The 17,167-nt window shown below is 70.6% G+C and carries 14 protein-coding genes and 3 pseudogenes; 9 read left to right on the top strand and 8 right to left on the bottom strand.

The window, feature by feature from the left end:
- Positions 1-357: 357 nt before the first annotated feature.
- The 3 genes and pseudogenes from QFZ58_RS30945 (at position 358) to QFZ58_RS30935 (ending at position 1,892) form a co-directional block, all read left to right on the top strand.
- A complete protein-coding gene (locus QFZ58_RS30945; RefSeq protein WP_307128164.1) occupies positions 358-645 on the top strand; it encodes a hypothetical protein in 288 nt (95 codons plus the stop codon).
- Positions 646-676: 31 nt separating this feature from the next.
- Positions 677-802 carry a hypothetical protein gene (locus tag QFZ58_RS30940; protein ID WP_307128163.1) on the top strand — a complete coding sequence of 42 codons (126 nt, stop codon included), beginning with the start codon at positions 677-679 and terminating at the stop codon, positions 800-802.
- A 214-nt stretch (positions 803-1,016) separates the two neighbouring features.
- Positions 1,017-1,892 (top strand): annotated as a pseudogene (locus tag QFZ58_RS30935) (IS5 family transposase).
- Between the two features lie 4 nt (positions 1,893-1,896).
- On the opposite strand, the gene QFZ58_RS30930 reads toward QFZ58_RS30935, so the two are convergent.
- Both QFZ58_RS30930 and QFZ58_RS30925 read right to left on the bottom strand, forming a co-directional pair.
- Positions 1,897-2,256 carry a hypothetical protein gene (locus QFZ58_RS30930; protein ID WP_307128162.1) on the bottom strand — a complete coding sequence of 120 codons (360 nt, stop codon included), beginning with the start codon at positions 2,254-2,256 and terminating at the stop codon, positions 1,897-1,899.
- Positions 2,257-2,317: 61 nt separating this feature from the next.
- Positions 2,318-2,494 (bottom strand): hypothetical protein, encoded by a 177-nt coding sequence (locus tag QFZ58_RS30925; RefSeq protein ID WP_307128161.1) that lies wholly within the window; start codon positions 2,492-2,494, stop codon positions 2,318-2,320.
- Between the two features lie 245 nt (positions 2,495-2,739).
- On the opposite strand from QFZ58_RS30925, the gene QFZ58_RS34575 reads away from it, so the two are divergent.
- The 3 genes and pseudogenes from QFZ58_RS34575 to QFZ58_RS30915 all read left to right on the top strand — a co-directional run bounded on the left by QFZ58_RS34575 (position 2,740) and on the right by QFZ58_RS30915 (position 4,333).
- Positions 2,740-3,270, top strand: a complete 531-nt coding sequence (locus tag QFZ58_RS34575) for a hypothetical protein (protein ID WP_373428614.1) — start codon at positions 2,740-2,742, stop codon at positions 3,268-3,270.
- A 9-nt stretch (positions 3,271-3,279) separates the two neighbouring features.
- Positions 3,280-3,411: pseudogene (locus QFZ58_RS30920) on the top strand (undecaprenyl-diphosphatase); the annotation flags it as partial.
- Positions 3,412-3,541: 130 nt separating this feature from the next.
- Positions 3,542-4,333, top strand: a complete 792-nt coding sequence (locus tag QFZ58_RS30915; protein WP_307128160.1) for an SGNH/GDSL hydrolase family protein — start codon at positions 3,542-3,544, stop codon at positions 4,331-4,333.
- On the opposite strand, the gene QFZ58_RS30910 is transcribed toward QFZ58_RS30915, so the two are convergent.
- Entirely contained in the window at positions 4,327-8,469 is a 4,143-nt protein-coding gene (locus QFZ58_RS30910) for a bifunctional nitrate reductase/sulfite reductase flavoprotein subunit alpha (protein ID WP_307128159.1), read from the bottom strand. The genes QFZ58_RS30915 and QFZ58_RS30910 overlap by 7 nt on opposite strands.
- Before the next feature lie 293 nt (positions 8,470-8,762).
- Here QFZ58_RS30910 and QFZ58_RS30905 point away from each other — a divergent pair, with 293 nt between their 5' ends.
- From QFZ58_RS30905 to lnt, 3 genes are all read left to right on the top strand, one after another.
- Positions 8,763-9,626 (top strand): universal stress protein, encoded by an 864-nt coding sequence (locus QFZ58_RS30905; protein ID WP_307128158.1) that lies wholly within the window; start codon positions 8,763-8,765, stop codon positions 9,624-9,626.
- 114 nt (positions 9,627-9,740) lie between these two features.
- Positions 9,741-10,214: a nuclear transport factor 2 family protein gene (locus QFZ58_RS30900; RefSeq protein ID WP_307128157.1), complete on the top strand. Its 474-nt coding sequence runs from the start codon at positions 9,741-9,743 to the stop codon at positions 10,212-10,214.
- 319 nt (positions 10,215-10,533) lie between these two features.
- Complete coding sequence (gene lnt, locus QFZ58_RS30895; protein ID WP_307128156.1) at positions 10,534-12,180, top strand: apolipoprotein N-acyltransferase; 1,647 nt, start codon at positions 10,534-10,536, stop codon at positions 12,178-12,180.
- Here lnt and QFZ58_RS30890 read toward each other — a convergent pair.
- From QFZ58_RS30890 to QFZ58_RS30870, 5 genes and pseudogenes are all read right to left on the bottom strand, one after another.
- Positions 12,104-13,009 carry a Gfo/Idh/MocA family protein gene (locus QFZ58_RS30890; protein ID WP_307128155.1) on the bottom strand — a complete coding sequence of 302 codons (906 nt, stop codon included), beginning with the start codon at positions 13,007-13,009 and terminating at the stop codon, positions 12,104-12,106. The genes lnt and QFZ58_RS30890 overlap by 77 nt on opposite strands.
- A gap of 341 nt (positions 13,010-13,350) precedes the next feature.
- On the bottom strand, positions 13,351-13,800 hold the full coding sequence (locus QFZ58_RS30885; protein ID WP_373428681.1) for a hypothetical protein: 450 nt from the start codon (positions 13,798-13,800) through the stop codon (positions 13,351-13,353).
- A gap of 143 nt (positions 13,801-13,943) precedes the next feature.
- Positions 13,944-14,627 carry a uracil-DNA glycosylase gene (gene ung / locus QFZ58_RS30880; RefSeq protein ID WP_307128153.1) on the bottom strand — a complete coding sequence of 228 codons (684 nt, stop codon included), beginning with the start codon at positions 14,625-14,627 and terminating at the stop codon, positions 13,944-13,946.
- Between the two features lie 82 nt (positions 14,628-14,709).
- A pseudogene (locus tag QFZ58_RS30875) lies at positions 14,710-16,291 on the bottom strand (ABC transporter substrate-binding protein).
- Between the two features lie 119 nt (positions 16,292-16,410).
- Positions 16,411-17,166, bottom strand: coding sequence for an SDR family oxidoreductase (locus QFZ58_RS30870; RefSeq protein WP_307128152.1), 756 nt, complete (start codon positions 17,164-17,166; stop codon positions 16,411-16,413).
- Between the last annotated feature and the right edge of the window lies 1 nt (position 17,167).

Below are 17,167 nucleotides of genomic sequence, written 5' to 3'. Positions count from 1 at the left end.
TGTCCTTCGTGACCGTTCCGGCCCGGTGGCCTGCTATCCCCGTCATGCTGCTGTCATGGGCGTGAGTTACACGGTGCGGGGCGTGAGCCGGGCGGAGTGCCAGCAGGTGTGGGACGACCTGTGCCGGCGGTCGGGGGCGACCCCGACGAACCCGTCGGCGAACCCCGTCGGCCGCGGGTGGGTGGCACGGGCGGTGCTACGGCCCACCTCGCCCCGGACTGCGCCATCCCGTCTACCGGCCAGACCGCTTCGGCGTAGACGATTCCGTGCCGAGCGCGGCGATCCCCCGTTACACACCTCGCTCCCGCGGGCCGCTCCCCCCATACGGTGAGGTTCAGTCACAACAGGGGGTAACTGGTGACAGCCATGGACCGGTTGAAAGTGCTGTTCGAAGAGATCGGCAACTACCAGCGAGCCATTGACGGCGGCCGGCCGTTCGTCGAGGTCAAGTCCGACCTTTATGACCGGCTCCTGGAGGCGAGCATTCTCCTGCCGCCCGGCAATGGGCACATCTGGGACGACTTCCGCATGTGGATCATGCAGGAGTGGGCGGCCGCCTATCAGCGCGGCGGTGACGCCGAGTCCGGGCCATGGCTGGAGTTCCTGAAGGAGACCGGCGAAATTCTGGAGAAGTCGCCGGAGTAGTCGCCATCGCCAGCACAAATCCGGAGGAATCATGGTCAGGCCGAACGAGCTGAAGTGCAAGGAGTGCGGGACGCGCCACACCGGGAGCTGGAGCAAGAACTACTGCCCGGACTGCGCGAAGAAGCGAGGGCAGACAGAGCCCGACCTCGACGACTAGAGGTCCCTCAGCCCAGGGAACACAGAGGCCCCGGACCAGACGGTCCGGGGCCTTGTTGTGCGGTGACGGCGCAGTTGGCGGGGCCGCGGTGGATCGCACGGGCTGTAACCACGACAAAGGCCCCCCGACCGTTAGGTCGCGGGCCACGCTGTGCGGTGATGTCGGCTAGGCCGTGTGTCGAAAGTGGATCTTGGGCTGTGGATGATCACGGTTCATGGGTCGGGGAGATCTCACGGACGAGCAGTGGGCGATGCTGGAACCGTTGCTGCCGAAGGGCACGAAGGCAGGCCGGCCATCTGTCTGGTCCCGGCGGCGGGTGATCGGCGGCATACGGTTTAGGGTCCGGGCCGGTGTGCCGTGGCGGGACGTGCCCGTCGAGTAGGGACCGTGGGGCCGGATCTACGACCTGTTCCGCCGATGGCAGCGGCACGGCACCTGGCACCGGATACTTACCCGGCTGCAGTCCCTGGCCGACGCGGAAGGTGCGATCACGTGGGACTTGAGCGTCGACTCCACAGTCTGCCGTGCCCATCAGCATGCGGCCGGGGCCCGCAAGCAGGGTGATCTACAGAAGGAACCGCCGGGCGGTGTCCTCAGCGAACCTGGTGATCACGGACTTGGGCGCTCGCGCGGCGGGTTCACCACCAAGCTGCACCTGGCCGTCGAGCAGGGCCAGAAGCCCCTGTCGATCGTCATCACGGCCGGGCAGCGCGGCGACTCGCCGCAGTTCGAACCCGTACTGGAGAAAGTGCGTGTGCCCCGCATCGGGCCGGGCCGGCCACGCGTCCGCCCCGATCGGGTCCGCGCGGACAAGGCGTACGCCTCCCGCAGGAACCGCGCCTACCTGCGTCGCCGCGGGATTTGCTGCACCATCCCTGACAAGGCCGACCAGGCGCGCAACCGCCGAAGGCTCGGTTCCCGCGGCGGCCGGCCGCCGCGCTTCTACCCAGCCGACTACCGCGAGCGCCATGCGGTCGAGTGCGGGATCAACCGCCTCAAGAGGAACCGCGCGGTTGCCACGCGCTACGACAAGCTCGCCGTCCGCTACGAGGCGACAGTCCTGGTCGCGGCGATCAACGAGTGGCTGTAATCCTTCACTGAAAAGGCATGGAGGTCCACGGCAACGCCTCCCGCCATCCCTGCCGATCGTGAGCCCAGTCCATCATCACCTTGGCGGTCGACTCTTCCGGGCCGAACACTTCATGGAGTCTTGGAACGTGGGCCTGGTAGTGCTTGTCTGCACTGCCTTCGCGGTACTCGACCTGGTAGCTGAGGTCATCGTTCAGGCACACCTGAATGTAGTGCTGATCCACAGGCTCCAAATCGAGTCTTTCCAGGATCACAAACCGGTGCGACAGGTTCATCTCAGACAGCAGGTCGTGCAGAGCCTCCTCGGTCGGATCGTCCACGGTACGACCGCCCGCTTCGACTACACGCAGCACTGGCTTCAGCATGCACGCGACTGTACCGACCCACAGGACTCAACTGCCCAGCAGCGCACTTTCGATACAGGCCCTAGTCGCCGTCGTCGACCTTGACGCTGAGCTCCTTGATTTTGCCGCTGGTGCTGAGTTCGGCGTAGACGTTGCGGTCGTTCTGGACGCCGCTCGCCTTGGCTTGCTTCACGAACGCCTCGAGCTCCTCGAACGTCATGTCTTTGCCTTCGCCGCTGTACTTCAAGTTGAGAGCCATCAGGTCATCCTGCCGGGGCCGGGCGGGTCGCGTCGCAGGGTTGTCGTAGATCGCCCAAAGCTGCGGTTGTGGTTGTGGGTCTCGTTGTGGATGTGGGCTTCCCGAACGCAAGGACCTTCGTGGCGAGGAGCAACAGGGCGATGCCTGCGGCACCTGCAGCGCCTCCCATGGTGGCGATGCCCGCGAAGGCCTGCCCGATTCCCCAGCCGAGTCCTGCACCTGCGGGGCCTGCTCCGGACGCAGTCGTGGAATCCACACGCATCGCCCACCTGGCAGCGCAGTTGCCGCGCGGCCGGGAGGGTACGACGTCGACCTTCGGGGACTGGGTGGCCAGCACCAGCACAATGCCGACCGCTGCACCCTACGGAGGCGATCTGCGCGAGGAGCTCCACGATCTCCTCTGCGTGCTGACCGTTGAGTCCGCCCTTGACGGTGTAGGTGGCCAGCTCGTCGACGATGACGAGCTCGATGCCGCCCAGCTGTTCGAGAAGTTCCTCGGTCGCCTTGGACACGCCGAGGTCAACGAGGACTTCAGTGCGCCGCTCGAGCTCGATGGCAAGCGCCTTCAGGAACTGCAGGAGCCGTTCGGGGTTGCGGCGAACAAACGTGTCGAGGGACTCGGCAATGCCGACGTACTCGCCGGTGCCCTTCCCGTCGAAGAGCCGTACCCGGATCCGGGGGGTCGAGCATCGCGCCGACGAGGACGTTCGCGACAGCCATGCCCTTACCGGAGCGGGTGGTGCCGCCGGCAAGGAGGCTGTAGTCGGAGATGGTGACTGACCTTCTGGTTCATGAAGTTCATCACGACCAAGAGCTTCATGCCGTTCGTCATCTACCGCGTGATCCTGGGCGTGGTGTTGTTCGCGTTGATCGCGGCCGGTGTGCTGAGCCCGCACGCGGGAGAGTCTGCGGGCTGAGCCGGCTCCGCCACGGGCCATTTCGCCGATGACGTGCGGGCGGGTGCGACGAGAGGTTGGGGGACGGCTGCCGGGACCGAAGGCGGTGGCCGCGCACGTGCCGTCTCGTCCGCACACCACGGGAGTCCCCATGCTCGCTTCTCGTACGGCCGGTTTCGCCCTGCTGGCCGCCCTCACGTCGGTCACGTTCCCGGCGCCCGCGTCCGGGGCGCCGCTCGGGGCCGGGGTGAACTACGTGGCCCTGGGCGATTCGTACGCCTCCGGTACCGGCGCCGGCGATTACTCCGACGCCCTGTGCACGCGGAGCCGCAACGCCTACCCCGCCCTCTGGGCGGCCGCCGGCGAGCCCGCCTCGTTCACCTTCGCCGCCTGCGGCGGTGCGCAGATCCCTGACGTACTGAGCGACCAGGTCGACGAGCTGGACGCGGACACCACGCTGGTGAGCCTCAGCATCGGGGGCAACGACTCCGGTTTCGCCTCGACCATGCTCAGCTGCCGGTACTCCACGCTCGCGGCCTGCGAACGGGCCCTGTCCGAGGCCGGGGAGTACGTCGTGAACGAGCTCCCCGACGAGCTGGACAGCCTGTACGCCACCGTGCGCGCCCGGGCACCCCACGCCCAGGTCGTCGTCATGGGCTACCCGCACCTCTACAAGGAGGGCGGACTCTGCATCGGCGGCCTCACCTCCGCCAAGCGCACCGCCGTGAACCAGGGTTCGGATCTGCTCAACGAGACGATCGCGGAGCGCGCCGAGGCCGCCGGATTCCCGTTCGTGGACGGCCGGACCGCGTTCGCCGGGCACGAGATCTGCACCGCCGACGAGTGGATCAGCGGATCGACCGTCCATCCGACCGCGGAGGGCCACGAGTCGGGATATCTGCCCGCCCTCACCGCGGCTGTCGCGGCGGGCCGGCCTCAGTAGACGTCGCGCACGTACCGTTTGTCTGCGGCGAGTTGCTTGACGTACGCGGCGGCCGCCTCCTCCTGGAGTCCACCGTGGGCCGCCGCGATGTCCCGCAGGGCCCGGTCCACGTCCTTCGCCATCCGGGAGGCGTCGCCGCAGACGTAGAAGTGGGCGCCTTCCTGCAGCCAGGACCACAGCTGGGCGCCGTGCTCGCGCATCCGGTCCTGCACGTAGACCTTGGTCCGCTGGTCGCGGGAGAAGGCCGTGTCCAGCCGGGTCAGCGTGCCGTCCGCGAGCAGGGCCCCGAGTTCCTCCCGGTAGTAGAAGTCGGTGGCCCGGCGCTGCTCGCCGAAGAACAGCCAGTTGGCGGCCCGGTGGCCGAGGGCGCGCCGTTCGTCGAGGAAGCCGACGAAGGGGGCGACCCCGGTGCCGGGTCCGACCATCACCATGGGGGTGGCCGGGTCGGCAGGCGGGCGGAAGTGCGGGGCCCGCTGCACGAAGACCGGTACGGGGCCGTCGGCCGCGGCGTCGGCGAGGAAGGCGGACGCCACGCCCTTGCGAGGGCGTCCGTGGCGGTTCTCGTAGCGCACGACGGAGACGGTGAGGCGGACGAGGCCGGGGTCGGTGAGCGGGCTGGACGATATGGAGTAGAGCCTCGGCCTCAGGCGTGCGAGGGCGGCGGTCCATTCGGCAGCCGTCGCGCGGGCGGAGTGCTCGGCGACGACGTCGATCGCCTGCCGGCCCCAGGTCCACTGGGCGAGTTCGCCCTTGTTGTCGGGCCGGAGCAGCTTCTTGAGGGTGCGGTCGTGCGTGCGGTCGGCGACCAGGCGCAGGAGGTCGGGGGTGATCCGGGCGATGTCCAGGTGGCGGTGGAGCGCCTCGCCCAACGGGACGGCGCCCCCGTCGGGCACGTCGACCGGGGCCGCAGGGTCCAGGCCGGTGACGGCGAGCCATTCGGCGACGAGGTCGGGGCAGTTGCGCGGCACCACTCCGAGCGCGTCACCGGCCTCGTAGACCAGCGGGACGGGACTGTCCCGTGTGTCGAAGGTGAACTGACGCACTTCCTTGGTCGCGCCGGGGAGGCTGAGCAGCCTGTTGCCGGTGAGGCGGGCCGGTACGGGCGCCGGCTTGGCAGGGCGGCCGGGAGCGGGTGCGGCCGCGAGGGACGGTGCTGCCGGGGCGGGACCGGCGGAGGTGCCCAGCGCGGCGGGACCGGCGGAGGTGCCCAGCGCGGCGAACACATCGTCGAGCCACTGTCCGGCCGGCTCCTCGTAATCGGGTTCGCACTCCGTGCGCGGGAGGAGCCGTACGGCGCCCAGCGCGTCGAACCGCTCGTCGAGCCGCCTGCCGTGCCCGCAGAAGTCGTCGTACGAGGAGTCCCCGAGGGCGAGTACGGCGTAGCGCACCCCGTCCAGGCGGGGCGCGTCGGGCCGGTTGAGCGACTCCCAGAACCCGGAGCCGTTGTCAGGCGCGTCGCCGTCGCCGAAGGTACTGGTGACGACCAGCAGATCGGCTGCCCGCGGCAGGTTCTCCAACGGGCTGTCGTCCATGCCGAGGAGCGTCGCGGCCCGTCCCCCGTCGGCCAGGCGCCGCGCGGCGGCCGCGGCGACCTCCTCGGCGTTCCCGGTCTGCGATGCCCACAGGACCACGACCTGCCTCCCGGGCGGGGTGTCCGGCGCGACGACCGCGGTCTCCTGATCCGGAGAGGCGCCGCCCGGCGCCCTGGAGAACATGCCCGCCAGCACTCCGTCGACCCACAAGGCGTGATCCGGTGCGAACGGCGCGTGCGCCGGCAGGACCGGCGTGCCGACGACCTGCGCATCGAGTCCCGCGAGGAACCCGGACAGGTAGCGGCGCTCGGCGTCCGTCAGCACGGGCGGTGCGGCGTCGGCGATCCCGAAGACACCGGCGAGCGCGGCAACGGGTGCGTCCACCACCGCGGGGGCGGGTGGGGTGACTGCGGCGACCTTCGCCAGTGTCACCGCGCACACCTTGAACTCGGGTTGCAGGGACAGGGGGTCGACCGCGTCGTTGGTCACCGCGTTGACGCTGAGGTACTCACCGAAGAGGTCGTTCCAGTGGAAGGGGGCGAAGCAGTCCCCCGGCCGCACCCGGTCGGTGACGACGGCCGGCAGGACGGCGCGGCCACGCCGCGAGGCGACCTCGACCGAGTCGCCTTCCGTGATGGCGAGAGTCCGCGCGTCCTGCGGATTGACCTCCACGAAAGGCCCCGGGTTCAGCCTGTTGAGCTTGGCGACCTTTCCCGTCTTCGTGAGGGTGTGCCACTGGTGCTGCAGACGGCCCGTGTTGAGCACGTACGGGAAGTCCCCGTCGGGCATCTCGGCCGCCGGCATGTGCGGGCGGGCGTGGAACACCGCGCGGCCGCTCGGCGTGGGGAAGGCCAGCCGGGGCACGGTTCCGTCCGGTCGCACCGACAGGGTCTGGCTGACTCCGTCGTTGACGTAGCGGACGGGGTTGCGGTCGGGGCCTTCCGGGGTGGCGCTCGGCCACTGGACGGGGGTCCTGCTCAGCCGCTCGTAGGTGACACCGCGCAGGTCGTAGCCCGTTCGCGGGTTGTGCGCCCGCCTGATCTCCTCGAAGATCTCCTCGGCGTCGCTGTAGCCGAAGGCGTCCTCGTACCCCATCTCGCAGGCGATCCGCGCGATGATCCGCCAGTCCGGCCAGGCCTCCCCCGGCGGATCGGCGGCGGGCCTGGCGAGCGTGAGGTCGCGCTCGGAATTGATCATGACGCCTTCCGCCTCGCCCCACAGGGCCGCGGGCAGGGCCACATCGGCGTAGGCGTTGGTCTCGGTGTCCGCGAACACGTCCTGGGTGACGACGAACTCGGCGGCTTCGAGCCCCTCGATCACGGTTCTGCGATTGGCCACGGATGCCACCGGGTTGGTGCAGATGATCCAGCAGGCCTTTATCTCGCCGTCCGCCATGCGCCGGAACATGTCGATGGTCCCGGCGCCTGCCGCGTCCGTGCGCAGCGTCCCGGGGGCGAGGTCCCACAGCTTCTCGACGAAGTGCCGGTCCTCGTCGGACCGGGTGCTGCGCTGGCCGGGCAGACCGGGGCCCATGTACCCCATCTCCCGGCCGCCCATGGCGTTGGGCTGGCCGGTGAGCGAGAAGGGGCCGCTGCCGGGGCGGCAGATGGCACCGGTGGCCAGGTGCAGATTGACCAGGGCGTTGGTGTTCCAGGTGCCGTGGGTGCTCTGGTTGAGGCCCATGGTCCAGCAGCTCATCCACTCGCCGGCCTCGCCGATCCAGCGAGCGGCCCGGCGGATGTCCTCCTCCGGTATGCCGGTGGTCTCGGCGACCGTCGCGGCCGGGTAGTCCTGGAGGAAGGCGGGCATGGCCTCCCAGCCCTCGGTGTGTTCGGCGATGAACTCGGGGTCGGTGTGCCCGTTCTCGACGAGGAGGCGCATCAGCCCGTTCAGCAGGGCCAGGTCCGTGCCGGGTCGTATCTGCAGGAAGAGGTCGGCCTTCTCCGCGGTGGCGTTGCGCCGGGGGTCGACGACGATGAGCTTCGCACCGGCCTTCATCCGGTCCATGAGGCGCAGGAACAGCACGGGGTGGCAGTCGGCCATGTTCGCGCCGATGACGAGGAACACGTCGGCGTGCTCGAAGTCCTCGTAGGAACCGGGCGGCCCGTCCGCGCCCAGGGAGAGGGTGTAGCCGGTGCCCGCTCCGGCCATGCAGAGCCGGGAGTTCGACTCGATCCAGCTCGTGCGGACGAAGCCCTTGGCAAGCTTGTTGGCCAGGTACTGCGCCTCCAGCGTCATCTGCCCCGAGACGTAGAGCGCGAGCGCGTCGGGACCGTGCTCGTCGACGATCGCACGCAGCCGCCGGGCGGTCTCCCGGACGGCGGCCTCCATGGGCAGCGGCGTTGGTTCCCCGTCGCGCCCGGCCCGGACCATCGCGGTCGTCAGCCGCCCGGGGGCGGCGAGCATGTCGGCACTCGTCGCGCCTTTGGTGCAGAGGCGGCCGCGGTTCGCCGGGTGCGTCCTGTCACCGGCGGCCTTGAGGACGGTGCGCCGACCGTCAGGCCCCATGGCGACGTCGAGGACGATTCCGCAGCCGACACCGCAGTACGAGCAGACCGTCCGCACCTGGGTGGGGGTGTCCGGCTGCGTATTCGGCGGGGTCATGTACGGCCTCTCATGGGGGGACGCTGGTCCCGCGAGGGTACGAAACGCCCGTTTCCCGTGTGTCACGCCGAACGATCAAGCACGGTTACGTCCCCTGCACAGCCGGCGGCACCGGCAGGTGAGGGCGCCCAGCAGCCGGCGGCACGGGTCGGTGGGGGTGCCCCGCAGCCGGCGGGCTCCTCCGCTCCACGGCGCGCTGCCCGGGCGATACTCGGAAGGGAGGCGCCCGGTAGCCGCTCGCGCGGTGGGGCCGGGAGTGGCCCGGAAGATCTCCCTCGTTCCTGGAGGCGTTCATGAGTGCCGACGCCCTTCCCGTGATCGCCGCGGTCGACGGCTCCTCGCACAGCTGGGAGGCGCTCGAGTGGGCCACTCAGGAGGCCCTGCGCCGCGGGTGGCCGTTGCTGCTCGTGCACGTCAGGCCGCTCGCCCGGCGTGGGAGTGAGGAGATCCAGTTGCGGGAGGCGGAGGAGTTGCTCGAGCAGGCGCCGCGCCGGACCTCCCGGCGCGCCCCTGACCTGCCGGCCTCGACGCTGACGCCTCTGGACTTCCCCTCGGCCGCCCTGACGTCACTGAGCCGTGACGCGTCGATGGTGGTCGTCGGCTCGCGCGGACTCGGAGGTTTCCGCTCCCTCATGATCGGCTCGAACAGCCTGGCCACCGCGTCGATGGCCCGGTGCCCCGTCGTGGTCGTCAACAGCGGGCGGGCCGAGGAGGGGGAGGAGGGAGCGGCGGCGGCGTTCCCGGACGTCGTCGCGGGGGTCGCCGCGGACGAGAGCAGCGAGGCGGTCCTGGAGTTCGCCTTCGCGGCCGTCGCCTCCAGGCCGGGGGCGCGGTTGCGGTTGGTACACGGCTGGACCATGTTCTCCTCCATGCTCTCCGGCGGCCCGGTCTTCGACCGGGAGGCCGCGGCGGACGCGGCGGAGCGCACCCTGGCCGAACTCACCTCCGGCTGGTTCGACACGTACCCGCAGGTGGAGGTCGTGTGTGAACCGGTCAGCGGCTCCGCCTCGCGGACGCTGGTCACGGCGTCCGCCACCGCGGCCCTGACCGTGGTCGGGCGGCGCAAGGGCGGGGAGTCCCTGGGCCTCGGGCTCTCCCCGGTCGCGCAGACCACGGTGACCCATGCCCTCGGTCCGGTGGCCGTCGTGCCCTGCTGAGGCCGGTCACCACGGTGGGACAGGCGGGGCCGGGCCGTGGGCCACCGGGCTCCACCCCGCCACCGGCGGTGCGGGCCTCTTGGCCTGCAGCCGTCCCTGGCCGACACTTGGACGATGACACAGCGCGTGGCTCTGGCGACGGTGATGGACCGGCTCTCCATCGATGCAGTGATCACCGACTACGCCGTGGCGGTGGACGACGGAGTCTGGGAGGACCACGCCGGTCTTTTCACCGCGGACGGCCGCGCCGACTACCGGGACGCGGGCGGCACCGAGGGTCCTGCCGCCGAGAGTGGGCAGTGGCTCGCCGAGGATCTGCGGCTCTACCCGGTCCGCCAGCACCTGATCGTCAACCGGCGCCTCGACCTCCAGGACCTGGGCGGCTATCCCGGGGACCACGCGCAGGTGCGGGCGGACTACCTCAGTACGGGGTGCCCGCGGACCGACGGGCGTGGAGCGGAGCCGTCCCTGCTCTCCGGCGGCCGATATGCCTTCGACCTGCTGCGCACGGAGCAGGGCTGGCGGATCCGTACCCTCACGGCGCACGAGAAGTGGCGGTGCGTCCCCGGACGCGCCGTCGGCGGCTGACCACGAGCGGTGGCGGCGCACGGGCCGCCTGCCCCCGGCACGTCCCTGGCGCGCTGGGCGCCTGCCCACGCGGCGCGCCCCCTGTGCCCGGGGCGCCTGCCCACGCAGCGCGCCCCCTGTGCCCGGGGCGCCTGCCCGCGCAGCGCCCCGCCCCGGGGTGCCTGCCCACAGTGCCTCCCCTGTGCGCTGGGCTCCTGTCCCCGGCACTCGGCCTGGCGCCTGTCCGCGGCACGTCCCCTGGGCGCCGCCGATCTTCTGCCCCACACTGGGAAGACGGGAAACACTGGGATCAGGCGGAGGACCGGCGAGGAGGCACTGCATGCCGACGCGGGGCGCAGGGATTCCGGCGGGTCCGGCCCCGGCCGGGCCGGCCGTCGGCGGTGTCCGGCCGCACGAACGGGTGCTCCGCTCGCGCCTGGGGCGTGGAGCCGTCGCCGTGCTCGCCGGCGCCCTGCCCGCCCTGGCGTTTCCCGCCCCGTCGCTCTGGTGGTTCGCCTACGTCGCGCTGGTTCCCTGGATGCTGCTGATCAGGTCGGCGGAGACCGGGCGCCGCGCGGCCGTGGACGGCTGGCTCGGGGGTGCGGGTTTCATGCTCGCCGTACACCACTGGCTGATGCCGAGTCTGCACGTCTTCATCGTGGTACTCACAGCCCTGATCGGACTGCTGTGGGCGCCCTGGGGTCTGCTGGTGGCCCGGCTGCTCGGCGGATCACCGTCCGTCGGGCGCTCCCTGACCGCCGTGGTCGTAGTGCCTTCCGGCTGGCTGATGATCGAACTGGTCCGCTCCTGGGAGGGGCTCGGAGGCCCTTGGGGCCTGCTGGGGGCCAGCCAGTGGGATGTCCGGCCCGCTCTGCGGGTCGCGTCGGTCGGGGGCGTATGGCTGATCAGCCTGCTCGTCCTCGTCGTGAACACGGCGGTGGTGCTGCTGTTCGTCGCACCGCCGGCCCGCACGGCCGCGGCGGCGGCCCTGGTGGCGTGCGCTCTGTTCACGGGCGCCGTCGTGGCCTGGGCACCGCAGCCACAGGGCACGGGTACCACCCGTGTCGCCGTGGTGCAGCCGGGCGTCGTCGAGGGGCCCGGCAGCGTCGAACGCCGATTCGCCCGCGCCGAGGAGCTGACCCGCGGCCTGGCGGGCCGTGATGTGGATCTGGTGGTGTGGGGCGAGAGCAGTGTCGGTGTGGACCTCTCGCGCAGCCGCGGGACCGCATCGCGGCTCGCGGCGCTGTCGCGTCTGGTCGGGGCCGACGTGCTGGTCAACATGGACGCCCGGCGTACGGACGGCGCGGACCACGCCGGAATCTTCAAGTCGGCCGTACTGGTCGGCGCGGACGGGCCGACCGGGGACCGGTACGACAAGATGCGTCTCGTGCCGTTCGGCGAGTACGTTCCGGCGCGCGCGGTGCTCGGCTGGGCCACCTCGGTCGGCAAGGCGGCCGGAGAGGACCGGCTGCGGGGTGAGGGCCCCGTGGTCATGGACCTGCCGGACGCGGACGGGCTGCGTGTGGGACCGCTGGTCTGCTTCGAGTCCGCGTTCCCCGACATGAGCAGGCGGCTGGCCGAGGACGGTGCGCAGCTGCTCGTCGCCCAGTCGTCCACCTCGACATTCCAGAACAGCTGGGCCCCCGAACAGCACGCCTCGCTGGGGGCTCTGCGGGCGGCCGAGACGGGGCGCCCGATGGCGCACGCCACGCTGACGGGCGTGAGCGCGGTGTACGGCCCGCGGGGCGAGCGGGTGGGCCCGGTGCTCGGCACGGACGCGAGCGCGGCGGCCGTGTACGACGTACCGCTCGCCCGGGGCACCACCCTCTACGTCCGGCTGGGTGCCTGGCCGGTGTACGGCGCGCTGGCGGCGCTGGCCGCCTTCTTCGGAGCCACGGGGATACGGATGCTCAGGTCGCCTGCTCCAGCGCGTCCCGGACCACCCGCTCGCACAGGCGATGGGTCTCCAACGCGTCCTGGGCACTGAGCGCCCGTCCGTCCCGCACCGCGTCCAGGAACGAGAGCACGCTCTGTTCGATGCCCCGCTGACGGGCGACCGGTACCCAGTCGCCGCGGCGCCGGAGCGTGGGCTGGCCCTTGTGGTCGACGACGTCCGCGAGATTGAGGACCTGCCGCTTCGTGTCCTGGCCGGACACCTCGAGGATCTCCTCGGTGGATCCGTTGAGCCGGTTCATCATGCCGATGGCGGTGAACCCGTCGCCGGACAGCTGCAGGACCACGTGGTGCATGAGGCCGTCGGCGATCCGGGCCCGCACAACGACGCTGCCGACCGGGCCCGGAGCCAGGAAGCGCAGGGTGTCGACGACGTGGATGAAGTCGTCGAGCACCATGGTGCGCGGGTCCTCGGGCAGCCCCACCCGGTTCTTCTGCATGAGGATCAGCTCGCGCGGGTGCTCGGCACACTGTGCGTAGGAGGGGGCCAGCCTGCGGTTGAAGCCGACGGCGAGGGCGGTGCCGCGCTCCTCGGCGAGGGCCACCAGCCGTTCGGACTCGGCGAGTTCGTAGGCGATCGGCTTGTCGACGTACGTCGGGACGCCCGCTTCGATCAGCCGCTCGACGATCTGCGGGTGGGCCGAGGTCGGTGCGTGCACGAACGCGGCGTCCAGCCCCTCGGACAGGAGGGAGTCGAGATCCGCGTGACACTGCCGCTCGGGGATGCGGTGGGTCCCCGCGACGGCCGCCAGCGTGGCGGGGGTGCGGGTCTGCAGATGCAGTTCGGCCCCGGGCACCGTCGTCAGTACCGGCAGATACGCCTTCTGCGCGATGTCGCCGAGTCCGATACAGCCGACCTTCACGGAGTTCTCCCTCTCGCCACGACCGCGCCGCCTCACGGCCGCGTCACTTGCCCGTCCCTGGTCCCGCAGCATACGTGCGCCGCGGCCACTTCCCGTCGGCGATGCCGTCGGACGTGCGCAGGACGAGGCCCGGGGCCGAGACGGGTGACGGTGGGCTTCAGCCTGCTCCGGGCAGCGGCGGCCGGGTCGCCGGAGCCGCAGCAACCGGAAGGGCCTGGGCCGCGCTGCGGACGCTCGCCGTCGTGCGGGGCTGCCGGGCCGCGCTGTCTCCGGTGAGCCCCGAGCCGCTGTCCCGCCGGCCCATTCGCCGCTCTCCCACCGGCCCCCTCGCCACTCTCCCGCTATTCCCCCGTCCCGGTCTCCCTGAGTTGCTGCTCCAGCCGTCCGATGGCCGCCCGGACCCCGCCGCCGTACCCGTCGTCCTCGAGTGCTCCGACGGCTTCCCACGCCCGGTCCAGGTGGGTGCGGGCCGCCCCGAAACGCTGCAGCTTCAGATAGTCGGCCGCGAGGTTGAGGTGCAGCGAGGGGAAGAAGGCCCGCACCGCGGACGCGTCGCGGCGGTCCGCCGAAAGCTCGCCGGTCAGCCCCTCGGCCGCCGCCAGGGCCCTCAGGTCCCAGGCGAGTTCGTCCCCCGCATCGTCCTGGGTGTCGGCCATGTAGTGCGCGAGGGTGCAGCGGTGCAGGGCCTGGCCGCACTCCCCGATCTCCGACCAGAGGCTCCGGAACCGGTTGCGGGCCTCCTCCCGGTCCCCGCCGTGCAGCAGCATGACCGCCTGGCCGATCCTGGTCATGACAGCGTCCGCCGACGCTTCCCGCTGCTCCACGACAGAGGTCTCCCTGAGATAACCGTCCGGCTCTTCCCGTCGGTCCGACGCTAGCCGCAGCCGTCGGGAAACCCGCTCAGGCGCGGGCCGATCCACCGTCGGGTCGCACGTCAGCCCAGGTCCGGGATGCGCCAGTCGATGGCCTGGTGCCCCTGTGCGGCGACGGCCTCGTTGATCTGGGTGAAGGGACGGGAGCCGAACCACCGCTTCGCGGAGAGCGGCGAGGGGTGCGCGCCCTTCACCACGGCATGACGCTCCTGGTCGATCAGCGGTATCTTCTTCTGCGCGTAATTGCCCCAGAGGACGAAGACCGCCGGGTCGGGCCGGTCGGCCACCGCGCGGATCACCGCGTCGGTGAACTTCTCCCAGCCCTTCGCCTTGTGCGAGTTGGCCTCGCCGCCCCGGACCGTCAGCACCGCGTTGAGCAGCAGGACACCCTGCTCGGCCCAGGGCATCAGGTAGCCGTTGTCCGGGACCGGCAGGCCCAGCTCGTCGTTCATCTCCTTGTAGATGTTGCGCAGCGACGGGGGCGTCTTCACCCCGGGGCGGACGGAGAAGCAGAGTCCGTGCCCCTGGCCCTCGCCGTGGTACGGGTCCTGGCCGAGGACGAGGACCTTCACGCGGTCGTACGGAGTGGCCTCCAGGGCGGCGAAGACCTGCTCGCGCGGCGGATACACCGGCCCTCGCGACCGCTCCTCCTCGACGAATTCCATGAGCTCCTTGAAGTACGGCTTCTGAAGCTCCTCGCCGAGGACGCCGCGCCAGGGTTCGGGCAGCAGGTCGGTGTCGGTCACGTCCACAACCTCCGGTAAGCAATCGGTTCTTGCTCCACAGAACCTACCGGGGGCCACTGACAACGACTCCGCCGCCGGTCTCCTACCAGCTGGTCTTGCGGTACAGCTCCCACATCTGCATGACCGTCTGCGGGTCCAGGGCGCGCTCGCCGCCGCCGATGTCCTCGCCCGCCGCCACGTAGAGCTTGCCCTGCCACAGCGGGAGCAGCCGGACGTCACTGACCAGGATCTCCTGGGCCCGTTTGAACTGCTGGGAGACGGCACCGCGGTCACTCTCCTTGCGGGAGGACGGCAGCAGGTCCTGGGTGATCTCGTCGGTCAGGTACGGCGTCCCGGTGACGCTCTCCCTGCCGACGAACGGGGCGATGAAGTTGTCCGGGTCCGGGAAGTCGGGGAACCAGCCGCGGCCGAAGACCGGGTAGTCGCCCTTGGTGAAGCCTTCCTGGAAGGTCGTCCAGGGCGCGCTCTTCAAGGTGATCCTGAACAGACCGGAGGCTTCGAGCTGGCGCTTGAGCTCCTCGAACTCGGGTGCGGTGGAGGAGCCGTAGCGGTCCGTGGTGTACCAGAAGGTCATCTCGACCGGCTCGTCGATCCCCGCGTCGGTGAGGATGGCCTTCGCCTTGGCCTTGTCCGGGTCGCCGAAGGCGTCGAAGAAGCTCGTCCTATGGCCGGCGATGCCCTTGGGCACCATGGAGTACAGCGGCTCGGCGGTGCCCTGGTAGACCTTGGCGACGAGGGCGTCGCGGTTGACCAGCTGGGCGATGGCGCGCCGGACGGCGAGCTTCCCGGCGGCCGGGTCCCTGGGGTTGAAGACCAGGAAGCGGATGTCGGCTCCGACCGTCTCGACGAGCTGCAGGCCGTTGTGGTCCTGCTGGTCGTCCTCGAGGCTCACGACCTCCTCGGCGGTCAGACCGCGGTACGTGGCGTCGATCTGCTTCTTCTTCAGGGCCTCGACCATGGGGGCGGAGTCGTCGAAGTAGCGGATGGTGACCGCACTGTTCTTCCGGTCGGCGAAGCCCTTGTAGTCGGGGTTCTTGGTCAGCTCGGCCTTCTTCCCCGGCTCGTACGAGTCCAGGACGTAGGGCCCCGATCCGGTGACCTTGCCGTCGTCCCGGATGCTGTCCGCGGGATAGTCGCCGGGCGCGACGAGCGACATCGCGGGCGTCGCGAGGATGAACGGGAAGGTCGCGTCCGCCTTGCTCAGGTGGAAGACGACCGTGTCCTCGCCCTTGGTCTCCACCCGGTCGAGGGAGCCCAGCAGTCCGACGGGGCCGCCCTTCACCTTGATCTTCTTGATCCGGTCGATGGAGTACTTCACGGCCTCGGCGTCGATCTTGTCGCCGTTGGAGAACTTCAGCCCCTCACGCAGGGTGCACCGGTAGGCCATGCTCGTGGCATCGGTGAATTGGCAGGATTCCGCCGCGTCGGGCTCGGGGGCTCATGCTGCCGGTCGGAAAGCTCACCAGGGTCTGGAAGACGTTCCGCATCAGCTCCCAGGAACCGTCCCAGGCCGCCGCCGGATCGAGGGTCGAGGGCGAACTCGTCGTTCCGACCGATATCTGCTGGTTCGTTTCCGCACTGCTGTCGGACAGGAGGCCGCAGCCGGCCAGCAAAGAGAGGGAAGCAAGGGCTGCAGCAGACTGCAGACCGGCCCGGTAGAACACGTGCACGCTCCTCGATCAGCCTTGGGGTCGGCAGACCATACCGCAGTGCCCCGCCGGGTCAATCCCATGGCCCGGCGGGGCACTTGTGTCAATCAGGGCGAAAGTGGTTCAGCCCGCTCTCAGGCCACGCCGGCATTCAGGAAGATACCGCCGTCGACGACGAGTGTCTGCCCCGTGATCCAGTCGGATTGCGCCGAAGTGAGGAACGCGGCAGCGCCACCGATGTCCTGCGGCACACCGAGCCGGCCGAGCGGATAGGCCGCTGCGGCCTCGGCCTCCCGGCCTTCGTACAGTGCCTCGGCGAACTTCGTCTTCACCACGGCGGGGGCGATCGCGTTGACCCGGACGGCCGGCGCGAACTCGTGCGCCAGCTGCAGGGTCAGGTTGACCATGGCCGCCTTGCTCATGCCGTAGGCGCCGATGAACGGCGACGCGGAGACCCCGGCGACGGAGGCGATGTTGACGATCGCCCCGCCGTTCTCCTTCTGCCAGGCCTTCCAGGTCTGCTGGGCGAAACCGAGCGCCGAGATGACGTTGGTCTCGTAGACCTTGCGCGCGACACCCAGGTCGAGCTCCGCCATGGGCCCGAACACCGGATTGGTACCGGCGTTGTTGATCAGGAAGTCGACCCGGCCGAAGGCCTCCATCGCGCGCTCGACGGCCGCCGCCTGGTGCGCCTCGTCGTGCGCCTTGCCCGCGATCGCGACGGCGCGGTCGGCGCCGAGCTTTTCGACGGCCTCCTTCAGCGCGTCCTCGCCGCGGCCCGTGATGCAGACCCGGTCGCCCCGGGCGACCAGCGCCTCCGCGATGCCGTAGCCGATGCCGCGGCTGGCACCCGTGATGAGCGCGACCTTGCCACTGTCCTGCACAGTCATG

This window comes from Streptomyces sp. B1I3, from assembly GCF_030816615.1.
Taxonomy (GTDB): Bacteria; Actinomycetota; Actinomycetes; order Streptomycetales; family Streptomycetaceae; genus Streptomyces.
Note: the sequence above shows the minus strand (reverse complement) of the source record. Positions and strands in the feature narration are given on the sequence as shown.

Bases quoted from the DNA above. Each gene is read 5' to 3' on its own strand.
- QFZ58_RS30910 (WP_307128159.1), bottom strand. From the start codon at position 8,469: ATGACCCCGCCGAATACGCAGCCGGACACCCCCACCCAGGTGCGGACG.
- QFZ58_RS30930 (WP_307128162.1), bottom strand. From the start codon at position 2,256: ATGCTGAAGCCAGTGCTGCGTGTAGTCGAAGCGGGCGGTCGTACCGTG.
- QFZ58_RS30885 (WP_373428681.1), bottom strand. From the start codon at position 13,800: ATGACCAGGATCGGCCAGGCGGTCATGCTGCTGCACGGCGGGGACCGG.
- QFZ58_RS30905 (WP_307128158.1), top strand. From the start codon at position 8,763: ATGAGTGCCGACGCCCTTCCCGTGATCGCCGCGGTCGACGGCTCCTCG.
- QFZ58_RS30940 (WP_307128163.1), top strand. From the start codon at position 677: ATGGTCAGGCCGAACGAGCTGAAGTGCAAGGAGTGCGGGACGCGCCAC.
- QFZ58_RS30900 (WP_307128157.1), top strand. From the start codon at position 9,741: ATGACACAGCGCGTGGCTCTGGCGACGGTGATGGACCGGCTCTCCATC.
- QFZ58_RS30915 (WP_307128160.1), top strand. From the start codon at position 3,542: ATGCTCGCTTCTCGTACGGCCGGTTTCGCCCTGCTGGCCGCCCTCACG.
- QFZ58_RS30925 (WP_307128161.1), bottom strand. From the start codon at position 2,494: ATGGCTCTCAACTTGAAGTACAGCGGCGAAGGCAAAGACATGACGTTC.
- QFZ58_RS30870 (WP_307128152.1), bottom strand. From the start codon at position 17,166: ATGACTGTGCAGGACAGTGGCAAGGTCGCGCTCATCACGGGTGCCAGC.
- lnt (WP_307128156.1), top strand. From the start codon at position 10,534: ATGCCGACGCGGGGCGCAGGGATTCCGGCGGGTCCGGCCCCGGCCGGG.